This is a genomic window from Scandinavium tedordense (genome assembly GCF_024764965.1).
GTDB lineage: Bacteria > Pseudomonadota > Gammaproteobacteria > Enterobacterales > Enterobacteriaceae > Scandinavium > Scandinavium tedordense.
In genome coordinates this window covers 440897-464188 of the sequence record NZ_JALIGG010000058.1, presented here as the reverse complement: position 1 = coordinate 464188, position 23292 = coordinate 440897, and the positions used below count along the sequence as shown (strand labels likewise).

Annotated in this window: 22 protein-coding genes, 1 tRNA gene and 1 pseudogene; 5 read left to right on the top strand and 19 right to left on the bottom strand. The window is 53.8% G+C overall.

The window, feature by feature from the left end:
- Positions 1-9: 9 nt before the first annotated feature.
- From licT to MUU46_RS21605, 7 genes are all read right to left on the bottom strand, one after another.
- A complete protein-coding gene (licT, locus tag MUU46_RS21635) occupies positions 10-852 on the bottom strand; it encodes a BglG family transcription antiterminator LicT (protein WP_159759059.1) in 843 nt (280 codons plus the stop codon).
- 8 nt (positions 853-860) lie between these two features.
- The gene (locus MUU46_RS21630; RefSeq protein WP_374685033.1) at positions 861-2033 is read right to left on the bottom strand and encodes an alpha/beta hydrolase-fold protein; all 1173 of its coding nucleotides are present in this window, start codon (positions 2031-2033) and stop codon (positions 861-863) included.
- 39 nt (positions 2034-2072) lie between these two features.
- The gene (locus MUU46_RS21625; protein ID WP_258966834.1) at positions 2073-3662 is read right to left on the bottom strand and encodes a carbohydrate porin; all 1590 of its coding nucleotides are present in this window, start codon (positions 3660-3662) and stop codon (positions 2073-2075) included.
- 334 nt (positions 3663-3996) lie between these two features.
- The gene (locus MUU46_RS21620) at positions 3997-4245 is read right to left on the bottom strand and encodes a lipoprotein (RefSeq protein ID WP_159759055.1); all 249 of its coding nucleotides are present in this window, start codon (positions 4243-4245) and stop codon (positions 3997-3999) included.
- 65 nt (positions 4246-4310) lie between these two features.
- A complete protein-coding gene (locus tag MUU46_RS21615) occupies positions 4311-4859 on the bottom strand; it encodes a GNAT family N-acetyltransferase (protein WP_159759053.1) in 549 nt (182 codons plus the stop codon).
- 204 nt (positions 4860-5063) lie between these two features.
- Entirely contained in the window at positions 5064-5288 is a 225-nt protein-coding gene (locus tag MUU46_RS21610; RefSeq protein WP_110508110.1) for a hypothetical protein, read from the bottom strand.
- Positions 5289-5383: 95 nt separating this feature from the next.
- Positions 5384-5461, bottom strand: a tRNA-Lys gene (locus MUU46_RS21605).
- Positions 5462-5624: 163 nt separating this feature from the next.
- Here MUU46_RS21605 and MUU46_RS21600 point away from each other — a divergent pair.
- On the top strand, positions 5625-6467 hold the full coding sequence (locus MUU46_RS21600; RefSeq protein WP_374685032.1) for an MBL fold metallo-hydrolase: 843 nt from the start codon (positions 5625-5627) through the stop codon (positions 6465-6467).
- Between the two features lie 97 nt (positions 6468-6564).
- Here the strand turns inward: MUU46_RS21600 and patD are convergent, their stop codons facing one another.
- The 6 genes from patD to MUU46_RS21570 form a co-directional block, all read right to left on the bottom strand.
- Entirely contained in the window at positions 6565-7989 is a 1425-nt protein-coding gene (gene patD / locus MUU46_RS21595; protein ID WP_159759041.1) for an aminobutyraldehyde dehydrogenase, read from the bottom strand.
- A gap of 21 nt (positions 7990-8010) precedes the next feature.
- On the bottom strand, positions 8011-8817 hold the full coding sequence (locus MUU46_RS21590) for an ABC transporter permease (protein ID WP_159759040.1): 807 nt from the start codon (positions 8815-8817) through the stop codon (positions 8011-8013).
- Complete coding sequence (locus tag MUU46_RS21585) at positions 8807-9748, bottom strand: ABC transporter permease (protein ID WP_258966659.1); 942 nt, start codon at positions 9746-9748, stop codon at positions 8807-8809. Before MUU46_RS21585 ends, MUU46_RS21590 begins: the two co-directional genes overlap by 11 nt.
- Before the next feature lies 1 nt (position 9749).
- Complete coding sequence (locus MUU46_RS21580; protein WP_258966658.1) at positions 9750-10763, bottom strand: ABC transporter ATP-binding protein; 1014 nt, start codon at positions 10761-10763, stop codon at positions 9750-9752.
- Positions 10764-10780: 17 nt separating this feature from the next.
- A complete protein-coding gene (ydcS, locus tag MUU46_RS21575) occupies positions 10781-11926 on the bottom strand; it encodes a putative ABC transporter substrate-binding protein YdcS (RefSeq protein ID WP_258966657.1) in 1146 nt (381 codons plus the stop codon).
- 314 nt (positions 11927-12240) lie between these two features.
- Entirely contained in the window at positions 12241-13656 is a 1416-nt protein-coding gene (locus tag MUU46_RS21570; protein ID WP_258966656.1) for an aminotransferase-like domain-containing protein, read from the bottom strand.
- Positions 13657-13829: 173 nt separating this feature from the next.
- On the opposite strand from MUU46_RS21570, the pseudogene MUU46_RS22905 reads away from it, so the two are divergent.
- Positions 13830-13895: pseudogene (locus tag MUU46_RS22905) on the top strand (DUF2474 domain-containing protein); the annotation flags it as partial.
- Between the two features lie 70 nt (positions 13896-13965).
- Here MUU46_RS22905 and MUU46_RS21565 read toward each other — a convergent pair.
- Entirely contained in the window at positions 13966-15927 is a 1962-nt protein-coding gene (locus MUU46_RS21565; RefSeq protein ID WP_159759035.1) for a peptidase U32 family protein, read from the bottom strand.
- A 211-nt stretch (positions 15928-16138) separates the two neighbouring features.
- Complete coding sequence (locus MUU46_RS21560; protein ID WP_159759034.1) at positions 16139-16681, bottom strand: helix-turn-helix domain-containing protein; 543 nt, start codon at positions 16679-16681, stop codon at positions 16139-16141.
- Between the two features lie 91 nt (positions 16682-16772).
- Between MUU46_RS21560 and MUU46_RS21555 the strand changes: the two genes are divergently transcribed.
- Entirely contained in the window at positions 16773-17933 is a 1161-nt protein-coding gene (locus tag MUU46_RS21555) for a benzoate/H(+) symporter BenE family transporter (protein WP_258966655.1), read from the top strand.
- Here MUU46_RS21555 and MUU46_RS21550 read toward each other — a convergent pair.
- Positions 17913-18785: a helix-turn-helix domain-containing protein gene (locus MUU46_RS21550; protein ID WP_258966654.1), complete on the bottom strand. Its 873-nt coding sequence runs from the start codon at positions 18783-18785 to the stop codon at positions 17913-17915. The two genes, MUU46_RS21555 and MUU46_RS21550, sit on opposite strands and share 21 nt — an antisense overlap.
- Before the next feature lie 186 nt (positions 18786-18971).
- On the opposite strand from MUU46_RS21550, the gene MUU46_RS21545 reads away from it, so the two are divergent.
- Complete coding sequence (locus MUU46_RS21545) at positions 18972-19880, top strand: DMT family transporter (RefSeq protein ID WP_258966653.1); 909 nt, start codon at positions 18972-18974, stop codon at positions 19878-19880.
- A gap of 55 nt (positions 19881-19935) precedes the next feature.
- Here the strand turns inward: MUU46_RS21545 and MUU46_RS21540 are convergent, their stop codons facing one another.
- On the bottom strand, positions 19936-20610 hold the full coding sequence (locus MUU46_RS21540) for a DUF3313 domain-containing protein (RefSeq protein WP_258966652.1): 675 nt from the start codon (positions 20608-20610) through the stop codon (positions 19936-19938).
- A gap of 303 nt (positions 20611-20913) precedes the next feature.
- A complete protein-coding gene (gene tehB, locus MUU46_RS21535) occupies positions 20914-21510 on the bottom strand; it encodes a tellurite resistance methyltransferase TehB (RefSeq protein WP_258966651.1) in 597 nt (198 codons plus the stop codon).
- A 192-nt stretch (positions 21511-21702) separates the two neighbouring features.
- On the opposite strand from tehB, the gene ydcK reads away from it, so the two are divergent.
- A complete protein-coding gene (ydcK, locus tag MUU46_RS21530; RefSeq protein WP_258966650.1) occupies positions 21703-22683 on the top strand; it encodes a YdcK family protein in 981 nt (326 codons plus the stop codon).
- On the opposite strand, the gene rimL is transcribed toward ydcK, so the two are convergent.
- The gene (gene rimL, locus MUU46_RS21525; protein WP_258966649.1) at positions 22675-23241 is read right to left on the bottom strand and encodes a 50S ribosomal protein L7/L12-serine acetyltransferase; all 567 of its coding nucleotides are present in this window, start codon (positions 23239-23241) and stop codon (positions 22675-22677) included. The genes ydcK and rimL overlap by 9 nt on opposite strands.
- Between the last annotated feature and the right edge of the window lie 51 nt (positions 23242-23292).

The window sequence follows — 23292 nt, the reverse complement described above, 5'->3', positions numbered from 1 at the left end:
ATCCGTTTTTTAAGAAAGCGTGAGGCTCTCTTTACGCACTCGCTCAATATGAATGGCGAGGAACATGATTTCTTCCGTGGTCAGTTCGCGCTGATATTCATTGACCAGGTGGCGACTTATTTTCTCCGCACAGCGCCAGGCGCGCGGGTAGTTGTCTTTGACCGCCGTATGCAGCGTAGCGTCATCGTCTGCTACCACCGTGCGGTTCAGCATTCGTTGAGCAAAAAATTTCAGGTGCGTAACGAAACGCTGATAACTCAGAGCCTCTTCGTTGTACTCCAGCGTCAGTTGGTATTTCACTATCTGCAAAATTTCCTGCATGACGCGCGTAACGTGCATGACTTCCGGCATTTCGCTGTTGAGCTGGGCGGTGACCAAATGTAGCGCAATAAACCCGGCCTCATCTTCTGCCAGCCGCACATCGAGACGTGTTTCAATGATATCCAGCGCCTGTTGTCCCAATGAAAACTCTTTCGGATACAAGCGTTTGATTTCCCATAACAGCACATTTCGCAGCGCCACGCCCTTATGATGCCGCTCGAGAGCAAAATGGCAGTGATCAGTCAGCGTGATGTACAGACTTTCCTGCAATTTGCCAAGCTGCGCGCGTGACTGCTCGATAATCCGGTCACAGGTGGTCATCACTTCCAACGGGATCTGACTCAGTAAATCGCCCAGACGCGCCACCAACTCATCACTTTGCAGGGAGAACACTTTCTCGATTTTGCGCGTATCCAGCGCATCCCCGATCTGTTTCTGGAAACCCAATCCGCGGCCCATCACCACCTGCTCGTGCTGGTTTTCATCCAGAATGACCACCACGTTGTTATTGAGTACTTTGGCTACTTTCATTGCTGCCCCTACTGCGGCTCACGATTGAAAATGTGCTGTACAAATTCACTATACGCGGGCCGCCAGACATCCATTTCATGGCCGAGGCCCGGATAATTTTTATAGGTAAACCTCACCCCACGCTGCTCAAATTCGCTTTTCAAGCCAGCGACGTCTTTACCCGTCACCCCATCTTTTTCACCGACCACCAGCGTAATATTCTGCAGTTGTTTATTGATAGCCTGAGGCTGCATTAACTGCTGGGATACGGCTGCATTGGGTACCGAGATGATGCTCACGCCGCTAAACATCCCCAACCAGCCGAAGCTGTCAATATGACTCATGCCTGAAACCAGCGCCTGATATCCGCCCTGAGAAAGCCCCGCCAACGCTCTGCCTGCGCCGTCTTTGCGCACATTGAAACGATTGCCGATAAGCGGAATGATATCCTCCATCAGCTCTTTATCCGCTGCTGCGGCATTCGCAGGATAGAAATCTTTGCGCGTATTCACCGAGGCAAAATTCTCCGGTACTGCCTGCTTAATGTCAGTTTCAGTATCCGGTACCACCACCAGCATCGGCTTAATTTTGCCTTCGGCTAACAGATTGTCCATGATTTGCGGGATGCGTCCCTGCGTAATCGCAGACAAGCCGGTATCGCCATAACCGTGATAAAAATAGAGCACCGGAAGAGGTTCACCGTCCGGCTTATAGCCCGGCGGCGTCCAGACATAAATCTGCCGCTCTGACTGCAATGCGCCAGAAGAGTAAGTGATTGTATGCAGTTCGCCATGGGGAACTGCGCGTTGGTCTAAAATCCCGCCGGGAACCAGCATCAGGCTGGTATTCACCTGCCGCTGAGGTTTGGGGAAGCGGCTGCCAGTGTCGATGGTTCGAAAACCATCAACGTCAAAAAAGTATTCGTACAGGTTTGGTTTAAGCTGCCCGCTTCGCCACGACCAGAGGCCGTTTGCATCGCGAGACATCTCATGGGATACCTGGCTCTCAGGCGTACTGCCTGTTACTACAGCGACCCGCTTTGCGGTTGGCGCATACAGACGCCAGGTCACAGAGTTGTCACTATTAAGGCCGGTAATGTACTGACTGGCAGGCTCACTTACCGGGGAGGTGGCTGGCAGATTCGCCGCTTTTACAGCCGGAGCACCCAGTATGCTAAGCATTAATAGAGACAAATAACGCATTTTTATGTTCATCCTTGTTTCCTTTATGTTGAAGGTGGATTACCACCAGATTTCAGCCTGCGCACCCACGGCTAACTGATCGTTTTTTTCATCCGCAAAACTAAAGTTATCGAGTTCGTTATTCAGCTCATGTATATAAGTGGCGTAGAAACGAATCTCTGGGCGAGACGTTAGCATACTGGTATCCACTTTAAATGCGTGGTAGAGCGTAGTTTTATAACCTGCTTCGGTGAATGTATCACCAAATTGATTCGTGTTTTTTTGATTGAAATAGCCGACTTCGATACCGGTCTGATTAAACTCACTCCAGATATAAGCTGGCCTGACAACCACTCTCACACTTTCGAAATCAGTATGTGCTCCCGTTTCATAACTGTAAACATCTTCACCACGAGAATACACTAGTGCATTTGCCACGATAATATCGCTGCGCAAATAAGCCTCACCCTGCGAGACAACACGTAATGCTGTCCCCCCGGTATGCTCACCATAATACCGCCCATTGAAAGAGGTGTACGGACTTGAACCGGAGTAACGCGCAAAACTACTGGCCAATGAATTATTTGCCAGCAGAATGCTAAATTCATTAAATCCACCGCCGTCGAATTTTTGTTTCAGCGCAGTGCCGAACATCCAGGTATCTTTCCACTGATAATAACCGTTCCGATCTTCATTGTTATGTTGATAGTCGCTTTGATTTGCCATGGCATAGCGCCCATTTACCATCAATTCTGCATTGTTCCATAATGGAATTGATTTATACCGCATATCAACAGTATTGATATTGAGTTGCTGTGACTGACTGAGATCCTGGTTATAACCGTCGATATCTTCACGAATTAATGCAATATCCAGCATACCGCGACCCAGTTTCATATTCTGCACGCCCAATCCGCCGCCGCCGTCGGTTCGCTGCGTTTTCCAGTCCAGCATCTGTATTTCATACATCGGTAACTGATGCTTACCGACCCAGAACTCCGCGTCTGGCGCGAAAGGCAAGAAGCCCTTGGTGTTGACATATAAGTCTGAAAACTGAAGGAAATTTTCGTTATAAACGTTATCTCCAAACCATCCGGCAGAATACTGTTGCCCTACGTTGCCATCGAGCTGCACCACCGCATGAACCGTTTTTCCCCCTTCATTGTAAACACGCTGCGAAAGCTGTAAATCGAACCAGTTACTGTATTCGTTCCCCAGACGACCTAATGAACCAATCGCCCAAGACTTGGGTGAGCCTTGCGAGCTCGTTCCCCAGCCCGAACGGAAATAGCCACTGTAGTTAAAACCAATATCTTCCTTAACGAATTGACTTAAATCCTTCATAGTGATTGCCGCGATTTGTGAGCTTGCATTGGCTGCGGTATCACCCGATATCGGCACAGTGGATGTCACAATAACGTCATCAGGGCGTGTGGTTTGTCTGGGCAACTCATTGATGGAGGAAATATTTCTTCGACTTCCCTCTTCTTGTTTCAACTTATAATATTGCAGTTCTTTTTTTGTTTCGCGCAAATCCTTTTCAAGCAATTCCATGCGTTGCTCTAAAGATAATTGCGTCGCGCTTTGCACCAATGCCGGAAACGCCATCGGTGCTAAAAACGCCGTGGTTAAGAGACCGTGCCTGCCTATATCCATATAAACACCCCAGAGATAACAATATTATTAAAAGGCAATAGTTAACCATCGCGTAAAAAAACATACACGCCGCTGACTGCATTTAGTTGAATGAGTAATTACCTGGTATTAAAAAACAAAAAAACCTGACATTCCTCTTTTGAGAAAGTCAGGTTTTGCCTGCCGCAGCAGTAACAATCCAATCATATTTGTGTAGCGATGATAATCATTGCGTTGTAGACCGCAATGATTATTTAAATAGTCTGTGACCTTCCTCTAACTTTGTTTCGTTTTGTTAGCAACGATATTCGGGGAAATCATTACCATCAGACAGTTTTTTAGTTAAAACTCACTCCGCAGGAGATTTCACCTTCGCCGCATTCATGTTGAATGCCGCCTGCAACGCCGCCGCGTTATCGTAGTTGCTCGCGTCGTACTGAGGTAACGGATTAACCTTCTCATAATCCCACTCCGCCGCGGTACAGGCCGCTTCAGAACCCCCCTTCTTTTCGCACTCCGCGATGCGGTGCGCCGGTGAATTTGTACAACCACTCAAAAAAGCCAGCGCGACAAAGGCGCAAATAAACAATTTCTTCATAACAACGTAAGATTTATAACCAGGATGAGAAAGCTAACGATCCTCGCATACCTGCCTGAAGACTGTCAAAACCCGATTAGTCTGGAATTGTGCGGGCGTAGCATCTCCTGGCGGTTACGCTGCCACTCTTCCGCTTTCAGCGCGTAGAACAGACTCGGATCCGCTTTAGCGACATCATTCACCTGCCCACGCAGCGCCAGTCCGGCTTTCACCAGCACCCGTTGCGAGGCCAGATGGTTGGCGCGTACCACCGCGGTGACTTTTTCCAGCGCACGTTCGTCGAACGCATAGTCAAGAATGCGGATGCAAAACTCGGTTGCCAACCCTTTGCCCCAGGCCTCCGTCGCAAAACGGTAGCCCAGATTGTAAGTCAGGTCATTGCCCAGAGGACGCACGCTGATCCCGCCGAAACCTATCAGCGCCTGAGGTTGTAGCCGGTCATAGATAGCCATTTCACCAATATCATGTTTCTGCCAGCCGTCGAGCCACTGCGCGAGCCGCGTTCTGGCAAACGTCACGTCGGGATAAGGTCCGGCAGGATTGAAGGTATTAGTGGCGGGATCGCCATAAATGCGAAAGAGGCAATCGGCGTCATCAGGGCGCACCGGGCGCATGATCAGTCGTTCAGAAAAAAGAAATTGCGTGTCGATTGTCTTACCGCTCCATGACAGGGACGCCAGCCGTGAAGAACCCAAAAGCTGACATTAGATATCCTGAATTATGGACAGTTTTCGCCTTTTTGCCTGGCGTTTATTGGTGGAATGGACAAAAGAAAAGCCGCCCACGTCACACAGGCGGCTTAGCACAATTAAGAGGTCTTACTCAGCCCCTTCCAGCGCATCCTGGATGGCGTCCGCTAAGGAAGCCACTTCCTGCGCCACGTTGCGCAGGTCCATCTGGCTACGAATGCCAGAATTTGCGGTGGAAGCAGAAACCGACGCTTTCGAAATTTCTAACGCTGCCTGAACGGCCAGCAGACGTTTTCTGTTTTCTGATGCATCCGGGCCGGTGGTGCCATCGAGATCAAAATAGCCTTCTAACATCGCTCTCTCCTTAAGGGGGTATGAATAGTGTTTTTGAATTGATTGTCAGGAGCAGGATACTGAAAACCCAGGCAGAAGCCAGAGTAAAAGGAAATTGGACCGCCACCGAGGCCTCGAACCTCGTACACTACAACATAAAATGTCATTTGCTCTTCCAGCTGAGCTAGTGGCGGTTTGGGCTGCAAATATTACGCGCCAATCGTTAGCATTACAATTATTAGGACTAATATTACAGACAATTCAGGTCATTCACCGCCGTGATGGGCCGTGAAATTTTCTCAATTTCGAAGGCATGAGACGGCGTGTAAGATGATGAAAAATCAACGGGAGAACGCAATGTCCGGCTCTGAATTAACTTCACGTCATATTGGTGATTTTCATGTAACCGCCCTGAGCGACGGTAACATGGCCGCCAGCCTGGAACTGTTGTCCGGCGTCGACAGTGCCGTCGCGGGCGACATTCAGCGCGAGGCCGGGATAACCGACGCCGGCAATATTCATATTCACGGCTATCTTATTCGCGGTCACGGCCATACCGTATTGATAGATTCCGGTACCGGCGGGCTCAACAATTCCGGAGGACTGCTGCAAAACTCTCTCGCAGCGGTTGGCGTCAGTCCTGAGGATATCGACACTGTTTTACTCACGCATGGTCATCCTGACCACATCGGCGGCCTGCTGGACGCCCAGGATCTTCCGGTTTTTACCCAAGCCGAGGTTTACCTTAATCCGCTGGAAATCGAACACTGGCTGGATGACGACAAATATCAGCGGGCCAGCGAACGAGCACAGCGCAACTTTGCCCTGTTCCGCCGCACGCTGGACGCCTACGCACAGCGGATAAATGTCCTCGGCGACCATGCGGTCGTGCGCGGCATTACCCCAATCTGGCTGCCTGGCCATACGCCAGGTCACACCGGCTTCCGCATTGAATCCCGCGAACAGAGCCTGCTGATTTGGGGCGATGTCGTGCATTTCCCGCATATTCAGACCGCGCTCCCCGCCGTTTCCATTGCGTTCGATAACGATCCTGCTCAGGCAGAGGCCACCCGCAAAAAGCTATTCGAGCAGGTCGCCCGAGAAAATCTACTGATTGCCGGAATGCATTTGGGCAAGCCCGGCTTTGCGCATCTGGTTGAGGCGAAGGATGGGTATCGAATTGTGTATCTGGAAGAGTAACGATTAAAGAGTCGCAGCCCGGCGGCGCTGACGCTTGCCGGGCCTACGATCCCTTCATTTTTAGGCCTGGAAAGCGTCAGCGCTACCGGACATGGATTTAGTGTTTTATCATCACATGCCGAACCACGGTGTAATCCTCTAGCCCGTAAACCGACATATCTTTGCCGTAGCCCGACAGTTTTTGGCCGCCGTGTGGCATTTCGCTGACCAGCATAAAGTGGGTGTTAACCCAGGTGCAGCCGTATTGCAGGCGCGCGCTCATTCGGTGGGCGCGGCCCACGTCTTTAGTCCACACTGATGATGCCAGGCCATATTGTGAATCGTTGGCCCAGCCCAGCACCTGTTCTTCATTGTCAAACTCGGTGACGCTGACCACCGGGCCGAACACCTCGCGTTGCACGATGTCGTCTTCCTGCTTCGCCCCCGCCAGCACGGTCGGCTGGAAGTGATAACCTTTACCTGGTGCTTTTTCGCCGCCGGTCACTACTTTGATGTGGCTCAGGCCGCGGGCGTCCTCCACAGCCTGGCTGACGCGATCCAGATGTGCTTTAGAACTCAACGGTCCGAGTTCAGTGGACTCATCGTTTGGACAACCCATTTTCAGTGTGGAAACCGCCGCGCCGAGTTTTTCGACCAGTGCGGCATAAACGCCCTTCTGCACGTACAGTCGACATGCGGCGGTGCAGTCCTGTCCGGCGTTGTAAAAACCGAAGGTCCGCACGCCGTCCACTACCGAATCCAGATCCGCATCGTCAAACACGATAACCGGCGCTTTGCCGCCCAGCTCCATATGGGTGCGTTTGATTGACGGTGCAGTGTGGGAAATGATGTGCTCGCCGGTGGCGATAGATCCGGTGAGCGATACCATGCGGACTTTTTCGTGGCCGGTCAGTGGGTCGCCGACGGTTTTGCCACGCCCGAACAGCACATTAATCACACCCGCCGGGAAGATATCTTTCGCCAGTTCCGCCAGTTTCAGCGCCGTCAGCGGTGTAATTTCGGACGGTTTGATAACGACGCAGTTACCCGCCGCCAGCGCCGGAGCGAGTTTCCACGCCGCCATCATCAGTGGATAGTTCCACGGCGCGATTGAGGCCACTACGCCCACCGGGTCACGGCGGATCATCGAGGTGTGCCCTTCCAGATATTCACCCGCCGCCAGCCCGTTCAGGCAACGCGCCGCACCCGCAAAGAATCGGAACACGTCGACTACCGCAGGCAGTTCATCGTTGATAACACAGTGCAGCGGTTTGCCGCAGTTGAGGGATTCTAGTTTCGCCAAATCTTCGGCGTTTTGTTCAATCACATCCGCCAGTTTCAACAGGCATTCGGCGCGTGCTTTCGGTGTGGTCTGGCCCCATTGGCAAAATGCCCGATCGGCGGCCTGCACTGCGTCATCGACCTGCGCCGCCGTGGCTTCGGCAATTTCCAGAATGATTTCTCCCGTCGCCGGGTTATATACTGGCTGCATTTCCCCTGCGCCAGCGATCAGTTCACCGTTAATCAATAAGTTGTGTTGCATATTCCGCTCCGTACTTTTCAATTATTTACCGCTACCGGCGACCGTTTCGCCGTCGCGGGTCAGCCACCAGGCACCCAAAATCGGAAGCATCGTTACCAGCATCACCAGCAGCGCGACCACGTTAGTCACCGGCACATCGCGCGGTCGGCCTAACTGGTTCAACAGCCACAGCGGTAGTGTGCGCTCGTGGCCTGCGGTAAATGTGGTGACAATGATTTCATCAAACGACAGCGCAAACGCCAACATTCCCCCCGCCAGCAGCGCCGAACCGAGATTCGGCAGCACGACGTAGCGGAAGGTTTGCCAGGTGCTTGCACCTAAATCCATCGACGCTTCCACCAGACTCCATGAAGTGCGGCGAAAGCGTGCGATCACGTTGTTAAAGACCACCACAACGCAAAACGTGGCATGCCCAATGACAATCGTTAAAAAACCCGGTTCAAGGTTGATGGCCTTGAATGCCGTCAACAGCGCCAACCCGGTGATGATCCCCGGCAGCGCAATCGGTAATAACAGCAGCAGCGAAATGGCGTTTTTGCCGAAAAACTCACTGCGCCATAACGCCGCTGCAGCAAGCGTGCCAAGCACCAGCGCAATGGTTGTTGAGAGTGCGGCGATTTGAAGTGACAACGTCACTGCCTCAAGAATATCCCCTCGTCCTGCTGCCACGCTGAACCAGTGCAGCGTCAGACCCTTCGGTGGAAAGCTAAACGCAGCATCTTCCGTATTGAAAGCATAGATGGCGATGATGGCGAGTGGGAAATGCAGGAAGATAACCCCGCCCCAGGCCGCCAGTTTCAGGAACCACGGTGCTCTTTCAGAGTGCATCGAATGCTCCCAGACGTTTCACGAACGCCAGATAGAGGGCGATTAACACAATCGGCACGATGGTGAACGCCGCCGCCATTGGCATGTTGCCGATCGCCCCCTGCTGCGCGTAGACCATATTGCCGATGAAATACCCCGGCGGGCCGACCAGCTGCGGCACGATGAAATCACCGAGCGTCAGCGAGAAGGTAAAAATCGACCCCGCCGCGATCCCCGGAATCGCCAGCGGTAAAACCACATAACGGAACGTCTGGCGCGGATAGGCCCCTAAATCCGCCGATGCCTGTAACAGCGACGGCGGCAAACGCTCGAGCGCGGCCTGAACAGGTAAGATCATGAACGGTAGCCAGATGTAGACGAACACCAGAAAGCGGCCAAAGCCCGACGTCGACAGCGTGTTGCCGCCGACTGCGGGCAGCAGCAGAAATTCGTTGAGCAGCCCTTCCAGCCCCATGTGACCAAGAAACCACTGCGCCACGCCGTCTTTCGCCAGCAGCAGCGTCCAGGCGTAGGCTTTGACGATGTAACTCGCCCACATCGGCAGCATCACCGCGATGTAAAAGAAAGCTTTCCATTTGCCCCGGGTGTAGCGCGCCATATACCACGCCATCGGAAACGCCAGAATAGCGCTGGCGATAGTCACGGAAATCGCCATCACCAGCGTACGCACGATGATGTCGTAGTTGGCCGGGTTAAACAGTGCTTTAAGATTGGCGAGAGTCAGGTCCGGCGTTACCGACATGGTGAAATCGTCGAAGGTGTAGAAACCCTGCCACAACAGTGTCAACAGCGAACCGAGATACACCACACCGAACCACATCAGCGGCCCGAGAAGTAGCAAAAACAGTGCCAGCGACGGTTTTCGCCAGAACAAACCTGACACCCGCCTGGCGCGGTTGGCGGAAGGTAACGGGGCAATACTCATGGTCATCTCACCTCCCTCCATCCAGCGGGACCATGGCCTCCCGCGACCACGACGCCAGTACGTTCTGGCCCGGTGTCGGGCCTTCTGGCACGCTGCCACCGGTGAAATTCCCTTGACTCACCAGCAGCTTTTCACCACCGGATAACCGAATTTCATAGCGTGTCGCCGCCCCCTGATACTGCACCGCCTGCACCACGCCGTTGACCTGAATATCGCCGCCCGTATCAAGACGAATATGCTCCGGGCGCAGCGACCATTGCCCGGTCATGCCGCACAGTTTCAACGTTTGCGCGGAATCAAACACGTTTGACGTGCCGACAAAACTGGCGACGAACGGCGTGCGTGGGTGCAGGTACAGCTCGCGCGGCGTGTCGACCTGCTCAATACGGCCGTTGTTAAACACCGCCACGCGATCAGACATCGACAGCGCTTCGCCCTGATCGTGGGTGACGAAAATAAAGGTGATACCCAAATCCTGTTGCAGTTTTTTCAGTTCGAACTGCATCTGTTCGCGCAGTTTGAGATCCAGTGCGCCCAGCGGTTCATCGAGCAGAAGCACGCGTGGCTGATTGACCAGCGCCCGGGCAATCGCCACGCGCTGACGCTGGCCTCCGGAAAGCTGCGACGGTTTACGCGTATGCACAAAACCGAGCGCCACTTTTTCCAGCGCTTCCTGCGCCATCGTATGACGCTGTTTTTTGCCGATGCCTTTTACCATCAGCCCGTAGGCAACGTTATCGAGAATCGACATGTGTGGAAACAGCGCGTAGTCCTGAAATACGGTGTTGACGTCGCGCTGCCACGGCGGCAGAACGCTGGCTTCTTGACCGAAGATTTTGATGGCGCCGCCGGAAAGCTGTTCGAACCCGGCGATCAGTCGCAGGCAGGTGGTTTTGCCGGAGCCTGACGGCCCCAGCATTGAAAAAAACTCCCCATCTTCGATGGCGATACTGACGCCATCCACCGCACGAACATCACCGTACAGTCGCGAGACATCCTGAAATTCAACTGCGTACGTCATGTTCAAACTCCCGGGCGTTAACGACCACCCATAATGGCGATGTAATCTTGCGTCCAGCGGCTGTAAGGCACGTACTTACCGCCTTCGGCGATAGGTGTTTTCCAGAATGCGATTTTGTCGAAGAAGGTGTAGCCGTTCGTTTCACAGCCTTTTTCGCCGAGCAACGTACTGGCTTTACACCCTTCCGGTACCACCGGCAGCGAGCCGAACCAGGCGGAAACATCGCCCTGTACTTTTGGCTCCAGCGACCAGTTCATCCATTTATAAGCGCACACCGGGTGTTTGGCTTCCGCGTGCAGCATGGTGGTGTCAGCCCAGCCAGTGACCCCCTCCTTCGGGAACACGGTCGCAATCGGCTGGTTATCCGCTTTCAGACCGTTGGCTTGATATGGCCAGGAACTCGACGCCACCACGCCCTCGTTTTTGAAGTCGCTCATTTGCACGGTGGCATCGTGCCAGTAGCGGTGAATCAACGCGTGCTGATCACGTAACACTTTCAGCACTGCGGCGTACTGGGTTTCGGTGAGCTGATAGGGGTCAGAAATGCCGAGCTGCGGCTGGGTGGCCTTCACGAACAGCGCGGCATCAGCGATGTAAATCGGGCCGTCATAAGCCTGCACGCGTCCTTTGTTGGTTTTTCCGTCCGGCAGATTTTGTTCGACGAATACCACTTTCCAGCTATCCGGCGGCGTCGGGAACGTTTTGGTGTTGTACATCAGCAGGTTCGGACCCCACTGATACGGCGTACCATATACTTTTCCACCAACGTTAAACCAGGCGCCTTTTTCCAGGCGCGGATCGAGGGTTTTCCAGTTAGGGATGAGCGCGGTGTTAATCGGCTGAACGCGTTTGCCCATGATTAGACGCAGTGAGGCATCGCCCGATGCGGTGACCAGGTCATAACCGCCTTTGGCCATCAGGCTGACCATTTCGTCAGAGGTGGCGGCTGTTTTGACGTTTACCGCGCAGCCGGTATCTTTTTCAAACTGCGTTACCCAGTCGTAGTTTTTATCGCTCTGGCCGCGTTCGACGTAGCCTGGCCAGGCAATAATATCGAGGCGACCTTCTGCTTTACCCAGCGTGGTCGGTGGTTCGGCGGCGTGTGCTGTCATGATAGTCATACCCAGCGCGCACAGGCTGCTGCGGGCAAATTGTTTGCTCATCGTGTTTTACTCCTGTCGGAATTAATCAGGCGGCAGCCGTGCCGTAAAAATATGTCCCCTAATAACCGTAGACGGCGGAATGCACGGCGACCTGCCTGCACCGGGAATTTTCACCAGGTTGTGACAAAGGGCGCATTACGCTAAAAATCCAGCGATATATCTTAACTAAATCCAGTATAGACAAGGTGTTAAGGCATGAGGCGAGGTATGCGAATTTCCTATGGCGCGTAAAAAAAATAACCCGACGGTCATTTTTCAATTATTGGTCGGGTTATTTTCATTTCGAGAAAAAGATATTCAGGAAATAAGAATGGCTATTCGTTAAGCATTCCGATAATAAGCTGGCCGAGCTTTTTTACGCCCTGCTCTTCGCGATCGCTCCAGCCCCAGGCGGTGTTAAAGCGGAAGAAAGACGCCCAGCTGTCGGTGGTCGCAAACATTTTACCCGGCGCGATGCTGATTTTGTGTGCCAGCGCCCGGGCGCCAAGCTCTCCGGCATCGAGACCGGCAGGCAGTTCCAGCCATAAAAAGTAGCCGCTGTCATTATGGTGGATTTTCACTTCGGCGGGTAAATGGCGCAGCAGTGCCTGCCACGCCTGATGCTTGCGCTCCGCCAACTGACGGCGCAGACGGCGAAGATGGGCGTCATAGCGCTTGGTACCGAGATAATCGACCAGCGCCATTTGCATCGGCGAACTGGTCGACAGCGTGCTCATCAGCTGCAAATGCTGGATGCGCTGCGCGTGTTTGCCCGCCGCCACCCAGCCAATGCGAAAGCCAGGCACCAGGCATTTTGAAAATGAACTGCAGTGCAGCGTCATATCATCGCGATCCCAGGCTTTGGCCGGAAGCGGTTTATCGCGGCCAAACCACAGTTCGCTGTACACGTCGTCCTCAATCAGCACCACGTTATGTGCGCTGAGCAGCGCGACCAGCTGCGCTTTTTTCTCCGGGCTTAAGGTGAATCCCAGCGGATTCTGGCTGTTGGTCATCAGCCAACAGGCTTTCACCGGATACTCTTTCAACGCCTGTTCCAGCGCTGCCATGTCGATGCCCTCTTTCACGTCTGACGCCACCGACAGCGCCTTTAAACGCAAGCGTTCCAGTGCCTGGAGCGCACCATAGAAACAGGGATTTTCTACGATCACCCAGTCGCCTGGCTCCGTCACCGCCTGTAGGCTGAGGTTCAGCGCTTCCAGGGCACCGGCGGTGATCACTATTTCATCCGGTGAAATGTTCATCCCTTGCAAGGCATAACGGCGTGCGATGGCGTGACGCAGTTCGGTATTCCCCGGCGGCAGATTTTCAATCACGCTCATGGCAGTGGCGGTTTTACTCACTTGCGCCAGGGAACGATTGAGCTGCTGGAGCGGAAACAGATGCGGATCGGGAAAGGCCGAGGCAAATGGCAGCACCGTCGCATCGCGGCTGGCCTGCAGAACGCCAAAAATATAGGTATTGATGTCCACCGCTTCATCGCGCATCACCTGTGCAGGCGGCGTGGCCTTAAGCTGTTTCACCGGACGCGGTGCGACGTAATAACCGGACTGCGGTCGGGCAATGATTCGGCCCTGGCTTTCCAGCAGTTGATAAGCATGACCGACAGTCATAAAGCTCATGCCGCTGATGGTGACCTGCTCGCGCAGGGACGGCAGACGATCGCCCGGTTGCCATACACCAAGGCTAATCTGCTCGGTTATTTGCTGTGCCAGGCGCTGGTATTTTTTCATCGTCGATTTCGCCGCCATTTTCATAACAGTGATGAAAAATATCATTATTTTAGTCACTGTTATAGATAAATAAACCTCGACTGTTTCTGCTACGCCAGGGCCGTAATCCTTACCAAGTCTGCGGTCGCTGTTTCATGTCGAGGTTGTTCATGTTTGGTGTTGATGCTTTCCACCTGGCGCTGGCGGCGGTAGGAATGTTTTTTCGACTGCTGATGAGTGCGGCGGGTTTTAAATCCTGAATATATTGCCCGGCGGCGCTAACGCTTGCCGGGCCTACAGAATCCGTATCAACGGTGTTGCCTGATGGCGCTAGCCTTTGCGTTTCGGCAAGGTCTTCATCAATTCATCCGGGCTGACCGATGCCACAATGCTGCCCGGATGTGGCATCTTGAAGATGTGATTTTTCATTTTGCCGATAACATGCATTTCGCATGGACGGCAGTCAAATTTCAGGGTCAGCACTTCGTCGCCGTTGATCAGCTGCATCGGCGTGGCTTTCCAGCTCTTAATGTTGCCCTTCGCCTGTTTCGGACACAGGTTAAACGCAAAACGCAGGCAGTGTTTGGTGATCATCACCGGCACGTCGCCCTTCTCTTCATGTGCTTCATAGGCCGCGTCAATCAACTGCACGCCATAGCGATGATAAAACTCACGCGCTTTATGGTTGTAAACGTTGCTTAAGAACGACAGATGCGTTTCCGGGTACACCGGCGCAGGCGTTGAAACGGCTTTGCGGCTCCCGCGCTGATACGCTGCCAGACGCGCAGCGTCGAGCATTTCCACCGTTTCACGACGCAGCTGGTTCAGCAGGCTGTTAGGCACAAACAGTGCGCCAGGCAGATTCACCTGCACGTCGCGCGGATAGTAAATGGTCTGGCCGAGTTTCGCCACGCCGTCCTGCAAATTGCTCATCGCTTTTTCGGCATTTGACGCTTCTTCAAAATTGCCATCAAGCGTATGGGTCACGGTCACGCCGTCTTCGCTGGTCAGAGTCAGGATCAGCTGTTCCTGCCAGCCGCCAAGTTCGATATCCACCGCAATGCGGCGTTCGCTGGAGGTTTTGGTCAATGCCTGAGACCAGTTATGGTCGAGGTTACGGTTAAGCGCGGCATTCGGGCGCGCTTTATACAGATCCGCAGGCATTTCGTTCGGCCACACGCGATAGCGATTTTCGCCGATTTTCTCAACCGTATTGGCGCGAAAACCGACTATTTCACGTTTAATCATCACATTCAGGCCGTCACCGTTCGCCAGCGCTTCGGTCACCTGGACGTCGAGACTTTCTTTGCTGACCTTCAGCACTTCGCCCACCGGCAAGCCGATAAATTTCGGCGAATCGAAGGCTCCGATATCACCTTTACGGTCATTCACGAAATAGTCGGTGCTACCGCGGTGAAAGGTTTTGTCGGTCGACGGAATGAAGAAATGCTCGGTGCGCCCGGCGGAAGCCCGCGCCAGGTCGCCACGATCTTCGATGATCGCATCCAGCATCTGGCGATAGTGCGCGGTGATGTTCTTCACGTAGCTCATATCTTTGTAGCGCCCTTCAATCTTGAAGGAGCGCACACCCGCGTCGATAAGCGCAGCCAGGTTGGCAGTCTGATCGTTGTCTTTCATCGACAACAGGTGTTTATCGTACGCCACCACGCGGCCCTGATCGTCTTTCAGGGTATAGGGCAGACGGCACGCCTGGGAGCAGTCGCCACGGTTGGCGCTGCGTCCGGTATGGGCGTGAGAAATGTTGCACTGGCCGGAATACGCCACGCACAGCGCGCCGTGAATGAAGAATTCGATGTTAGCGTCTGTGGCTTCGTGAATGGCTTTGATCTGCTGCAAGTCCAGCTCACGCGCCAGCACGATTTGGCTGAAGCCAACGTCAGACAGGAACCTGGCTTTCTCAACGCTACGGATATCGCACTGGGTGCTGGCGTGCAGTTCAATCGGCGGGATATCGAGCTGCATAACGCCCATGTCCTGCACAATCAGCGCATCCACGCCGGTCTGATACAGGTCGGTGATCAGCTTTTGCGCAGGCTCCAGCTCATCATCATGAAGAATGGTGTTCAACGTCACGAATATTTTTGCGCCATAGCGATGGGCAAACGGCACCAGCTCGGCGATGTCGCTCAGGCTGTTGCTGGCATTGTGACGGGCACCAAAGCCAGGGCCGCCGATATACACCGCATCCGCGCCATGAAGAATCGCTTCACGGGCAATGCTGGCATCACGGGCCGGGCTCAGGAGTTCAAGATGATGGTTTCGCAGGCGCATCGTTATTATCCGTTGGGTCAAAATGGCGGCTATTGTAGTCAGAAGTGAGGCGCGACGAAATCATTTTCCACGCCATAAGAATGGGCTTTTTCCAGATACCCGCAAAGCATTGAAGAAATTGCTATTTTCGGGCGCAGCGGCAGCGGTGTACGGTGACTGCGTATTCCGGATTTTTCCTCGTCACGTTGTGAACTGTCACTCTTGCCGCAGCTTAGTCTGCGGCTTTTTCTTTTGGGTAATGGATTAATGAATGGAACAGCACTGTGCTGTCGGTGCTGTTGCGGTACGCATGCGCCTTATCCCCGGCAAAGCGTAATCCCTGGCCCTGCTGAACGGGTTGCCACTCCCCATCGATACACATTTCCAGGGTGCCGTTAATCGCCACAACGTGCTCAATCACGCCGGTTTCATGCGGCGTGGATTCGCTCATTGCGCCAGGCGCGAGGGTAATCGCGAAATGATCGTAATGTAAAACCGGATCCCACGGAAAAATGGGCGTGACGACCATCGCCTGCTGCTGCGGATCGTAGGCCGTGACGTCGCTTTCCGGCGGGCTGATAAACAGCGAAAACGGCACGTTCAGTCCGGTGGCAATTTTCCACAGCGTGGCGACCGTCGGGCTGGACTCATTGCGCTCGATTTGTCCTAGCATCGCCTTCGACACTCCGGTTTCTTCCGCAAGTTTTGACAGGCTCCACTCGCGCTGCTGACGCAGGGTTTTCAGAGTGGTGGCCAAATGTTGTGCAATATTCATGGCGGCTCCTTTTTTCTAAAGCTTACCACTTGTGCGCTATAACGCCCAATGCTACATTCCGTCCGGACGTTATAACGCACAAGGGAATTTTATGCGCGCATTTCCTTTCTCTACTCTGCTCGCTGGTTTTGTCGCGGTTTTAGTGGGGTACGCCAGTTCCGCCGCCATTATTTGGCAGGCTGCGGCCGCCGCCGGTGCCGATGCGCGCACTATCGCGGGATGGATGACAGCGCTGGGCCTGGCGATGGGTGTCAGCACACTGATTCTGACGCTGTGGCGCAAAGTTCCGGTGCTGACGGCCTGGTCGACGCCGGGTGCGGCGCTGCTGGTGACGGGATTACAGGGTGTGACGCTGAATCAGGCGGTGGGCATTTTCATTTTCGCCAATGCATTGATCGTGCTCTGCGGGCTGACCGGACTGTTTGCGCGGCTGATGAAAATTATCCCGCATTCACTTGCGGCAGCGATGCTGGCCGGGATTTTGCTGCGTTTTGGTTTGCAGGCTTTCACCAGCCTGCAAGACAATATTCTGCTATGCGGCAGTATGCTGACGACATGGCTGATGTTTAAAGCCCTCACCCCGCGTTATGCGGTGGTTGCCGCATTGCTGGCGGGCAGCGCGGTCGCCATTTTATCCGGTGAACTGCACTGCGATATGCTGCATCTGACGTTTGTGATGCCTCGCTACATCGCGCCGGAATTTACGCCTTCCCTGCTGCTGAGCGTCGGCCTGCCGTTCTTCCTGGTGACGATGGCGTCGCAGAACGCGCCGGGTATTGCCACCCTGAAAGCCGCCGGATATCCGGCCCCTGTATCATTGTTAATCGTCATCACCGGCGGCATCGCATTAGCCTTTTCGCCGTTTGGTGTTTATTCGATTTGTATTGCAGCGATCACCGCCGCGATTTGCCAAAGCCCGGAAGCGCATCCGCAGGCAGATCAGCGCTGGAAAGCCGCCGTCGCGGCAGGCGGTTTTTATCTACTGGCAGGCATTTTCGGTGGGTCGATTACGTCATTAATGGCGGCGTTGCCCATCGCCTGGATCCAGATGCTGGCTGGCCTGGCGCTGCTCGGCACCATCAGCGGCAGTCTGGTGCAGGCGCTGGCGAAGGAAAACGAACGGGATGCGGCAATTGTTACCTTCCTGGTCACCGCCAGCGGATTAACACTGGCCGGAGTCGGTTCGGCATTTTGGGGATTAGTCGCGGGCGGAATTTGCTTTAGCGTGCTGTCATTTTCCCGCCGCGCGTAGCTGGGATGGCGTCATGCCCAGCGCACTTTTGAAGCGGTTGCTGAAATGGCTGGCGGAGCTAAAACCACAGGCCAACGCGATCTCCGTCAGCGGCAGCGCGGTGTGCCGCACTAGCTCCTGCGCCCGCGCCATCCGGCGCTGCATCACGTACTGATGCGGCGCCATTTTCATCGACAGCGTAAACATACGCGCAAAGTGATATTCGCTGAGCGCCGCTTCCTGCGCTAAATCCGCCAGCGTCATGGGCTGGGCAAGGTTCGCTTCCATGTAGGCCAGGACGTTACGCAGCACGTACGGTGCCAGCCCACCGGTCACTTTCGGCAACTGCCACTGCGCATTGGTGTAATGCTGTATTAAATGCGTTAACAGCAGCGTGGTCGCCGAGCTGAGCGCCAGATGATTGGCCTGTTGTTGCCAGTCGGCATCGAGTAGAAAATGACGGTACAGCGCGGTGATTTTGTCATCGATGGCGAAGGTTTTTTCGTCAAGACGAAACGACGTCGGGCTGCGATCCCAGATTTTCTCTCCGGTTTCGCGCAGGTGTTCATCCGTGCAATACAGATGCACAAATGACAGGTTGTCGCGGATATCCCAACTCGACTCACTGTCTTTCGGCATCAGACAAAAACGGTCCGGCCCCCCGCCATTTTTCCAGCCATACGGCGTTTTGTGATAGCTCTCATAGCCATCGGCCACATACAGGCTGAGCGTGTGATGGTCGCTCTGCACCGTCACGGTATCGTTTTGATTGAACCAGGCCGCCAGCTGAATGCCGGAATTCAACGCCACCGTGTCCCGCAAGACGGCGTTTTGTTGGCGCAGGGTTTCAAACGTACCGTAGGTTTCAGACATCGTTGTCGCTGTGGCAGTGGATCAGGGTGACAGTCTATGAATTGTTGCCCGCCCTTGCCAGCGTTACTCCGTCTGCGATTGAAAAAATGCGCAAGAATATGCAACTCCGCCGCAATCTCCTGCAAGCCCGCTTTTGTGTCTTCGGTCACACTTCGGACTATTACTGACTGAACAGAGAAAAAAATAATGAATGTGCTGCTCTATTTTCTGGTGGTGGTTATCTGGGGAACGACCTGGATTGCGATTTTCCTGCAACAGGGGCCGGTGGCTGCACCGGTGTCGATTTTCTGGCGCTTTGCCGTCGCCAGCGTCACTCTGATGGTGGTGCTGAAAGTGATGGGTCGACTGCGTAAATTGCAGGTGCGCGATCATCTGTTCTGCATCATTCAGGGCTGCTGCGTGTTCTGCTTTAATTTCTGGTGTTTTTACACCGCGGCGAAGTGGATCAACACTGGGCTGGAGTCGGTTATTTTCTCGATGGCGGTGCTGTTTAACGCCATCAACAGCGTTCTTTTTTACCGCCAGCTGCCACCGGGACGTTTTTACCTCGCCGCCCTGCTCGGTTTAATCGGGATCGTGACGCTGTTCTGGGATGATTTGCAGGCCAGCGGCCTGAGCACCGAACTGCTGATGGGTATCGGTCTGAGCGCGTTGGGCACGTATGGCTTCTCGCTGGGCAACATGCTGAGCATTCGCCACCAGCGACGCGGTCTGGAAACGCTGACCACCAACAGTTGGGCGATGCTGTATGGCACTATGGTGATGGGCGCGATTGCGCTGATTCGCGGCGATAATTTCATGCCGGAATTCACCTTAAGCTACATGGGCGCGTTGCTGTACCTGGCGATTTTCGGATCGGTTATCGCCTTCGGTGCCTATTTCACTCTTGTCGGGCGCATCGGGCCGTCCAACGCAGCCTACAGCACCCTACTTTTCCCACTGGTGGCGCTGACCATTTCTACGTTTTACGAGGGTTACGTCTGGCACGCCAATGCGGTATTTGGCCTGGCGCTGATTCTGGTAGGCAATCTGGTGATGTTCGCGAAACCGGGAACCTGGTTTAAACGCGGCGTGATGCGCAAAAGCGTGGCATAAAATTACATAAAAAAACCGGCGGTCAATGCCGCCGGTTGTTTACAGAAAATAAGACTTACTGCTCTTGATCTTCAATCTTGAATTTCACGGCATCAATTGCCATGTCATCAATCACCTCTTTCAGCGTCTCAGCCGTTAGCGGGGTGTTTTCATTTGCCAGGTCTTTCCCCTGGCCCATCCGCACCACTTTGATGACCGGCTTGTTGGTCTTTGCGTCAATGAGCTCGCCTTCAAAGTACAGGCTGGTGTCCATCGTCCGGTGACCAGTTGCCATTTGCGTACCGGCGACTAGTAACGCCACCGGCACCACTTCGTAGAACTGCAACCCTTCGCTGCTTCTGTCCACACCGGTAATCGCACCACGGAAAATCAGGCTGCGCGGGCCTGCAATGGTGGTCAATGGTTTGCGTTCAGAAATCGCCTGTTTCAACTGAGCATTAGTGTAGTTGAGCAGTTCAGCCATCGCCTGTTCACCAAACTGGGTGCTCGGCTTAGGCACCGGGTAATACACAATCGGGTTATAGACAATATTGTCGTAGTTAGCGGAGTTGTACTTTGGATCGATCCAACGCAGTTCCGTTTTACCCGATGCGGTTGTTGCCTCTTTCAGATCAGAATATTTTTTCAGAAAACCAGAATACTTATCCGGTGAAGCAAGCTTTGAAGCACAACCAGTGAGCGCTAACGTGCCCGCAAGTGCGGCCACTTTCAATAAAGTTTTGCTACGCATAAAGAGTCCCTGTAAAAGTGCAATTGCGGGCTCTTTATAACAAACGACCTTATAATTTTTGTGGGAAAAAAAGCGGTTGCGTTAATATTCCAGATTTAATTATCACCCACCAAAAATAGTGGGTGATGGGAGGTCTATTTGATGTCAACGGGATAGAACAAATGCTTGCCAAACGGGTCGATTTCATAGCCGCTGACGTCTTTACGCACCGGTTCACTTCCACTCGAAGTTTGAGTTTTTGCCGCTGAAATCGTTCGAGGCCTCGTACAACGTCGCCCTTCAGCTGTGTCTGCTGGCCGCGCGTTAAGCGGGTTTGCGCGCGAGCATAGTGGCGAAACGCAGTTTAATGCGATTGCCGTTGGCGTCGGTGCGGTGTAACTCACCGACGTCCTCGTTATAACGATCACATTGCCAGCCGGCGTAGTATTCCTTCAGCTCGCCCTGCTTAAACGCAAACGGAAAACCGACGTTACACGGATAATCGTCGGTATCCATCGCCGCTACGATAAGGTTCCAGCCGCCCGGTTTGGTGCAGCGCTGCATATTGGCGATAAGACCCGGAATGGTACTGGCTTCAAGGAACATCATCACCACGGTTGACAGAATAAAGTCGTATTCGCCTTCAAACGACAGCGTATTGAGATCGAGTTCTTTCGAGCGCAGGTTCTCGATCCCCTCCGCCTGACGAATGGTTTCCAGATTATTAATGCCCGCCGGGTTTTTATCCCACGCCGTGACATCAAAACCGTTGGCCGCCAGATACAGGCTGTTACGCCCGTTGCCACAGCCTAAATCGAGGGTTTTTCCTGGCGCGATTTTCGTTGCCGCATGCAGTACTTCCGAGTGGGTGCGGGTCAGGCCGTATTTGTCGGTAAAGTAGTTTTCATCACGAGCGGTCATTGTGAGTCCTTGTCAGGTAGCAGAGTGTGTCGTTCCACGCGAGTAGAGGTAGAACGTTGCTGTGCAGATCCACACTCTTCATTTATTTAAGCATTCAAAAATATTTGAAGTTGCATTTTAAAGGAACCTTATCCGTCGCGTCACGCAGAATCTTTGCTACGTTTAAGCTAATCACACATCAAGAGAATAACAATGAACAAGTACCGCCTCAGTGACACCTCGCGTGCGTTCAGCTTTCAAGAAAATGGTGAAAAGAAAAGCGTCACCCTGTGGCAAATTATCGCCCTGCGCGATTTTGCTGATGTGTCGGCAGGCTCAGTGGGCGGCTGGATAAACGCTGAAACCGCACTCAGCCAGGACGGTAACGGCTGGATTTACGACGAAAACAGCGTGGTGTTTGCCGAGGCGAAGGTAACGGGCAATGCGCGCATTACACAGGCCTGCACCCTGTCGCACGGTGCGGTGATTGAGGATAACGCCTGGATAGATAACGCGATTATTAGCCACGAGGCCCAGATAAGTGACAATGTCACCATTCAGTGTTCACGGGTACGTGGGAAATGCCACATTTTCGGCGAGGCACGCATTCTCAACGAGTGCGACATTATCGCCGCCATGGGCTTAACGCCCGACAGCACACAAATTCTGCAAATCTACGATCGCGCCACCGTCAGCCGCTCCCGCGTGGTGCATCAGGCGCAAATCTACGGCGACGCGATTGTCGATCAGGCATTTATCGAGCACAGGGCCGAAGTGTTCGACGCCGCGCTGTTGCAGGGTAACGAAGAGAATAATGTCTGGGTCTGCGACTGCGCGAAAGTCTACGGCAATGCGCGCGTAGTGGCAGGCACCGGTGAGGACGCGATTCCCACGTTGCGATACAGCTCGCAGGTCGCAGAAAACGCGGTGGTCGAAGGCAACTGCGTGCTCAAGCATCACGTGCTGATCGGCGGTCACGCCTGGCTGCGTGGCGGCCCGATTCTGCTCGACGACAAAATCCTGATTGAAGGCAACGCGCGGGTCATCGGCGATGTGATTATTGAGCATCGCGTTGAAATTTGCGGCAATGCCATTATCGAAGCCTATGACGGCGACAGCATTCACATTCGAGGGCGCAAGGTCATCAACGGCGACGAACGCGTGACCCGTACACCGCTGCTCGGCTCACTCTAAAACCTCGTCAATTATCCGGGCGTAGATATTCTGGTCGTGATAATGACCGTTGAGAAACTCCGCCTGTTTCAGGCAACCTTCCAGTAAAAATCCGTTACGCAGCGCCACCTGGTTGCTGCGCTCATTCTCCACGCGACACTTAATCACAAACCGCCGTACTTCGCCCTGCTGCGCGTAATAGTGCATGAACGCCTGCAGACAATGGGTGATAATCCCCTGCCCCTGATGCGCTTCATCCAGCCAGTAGCCGATGTAGCCGGTCTTGTTTAGCGGCTCAATTGCGTTAAACGACAGCACACCCACCACCTCATCATCCTGCACGATCATGAATACCTTGGCATAACCGCGCTGGTGCAGCATCCGGTTGCTGAGTAAGTTTTGCCGGGTGTCGTCTTCACCACCGACAAACTGCGGCCAGTTAAGCGAATGCTGTAGCCAGTGACGATTATTAAGAACCAATTGATGCAACGGTGAAACAAAACGCTCATGCGCCGCATGCAGCGAAAGCCCCTCTGAAATCGGGATTGTTTCGTCCTGTAGCGCAAATTCTTCGGTCATGATGACTCCTTTTTTCAGCGAAAACGCACTAAAACAATGCACGCCCTCATC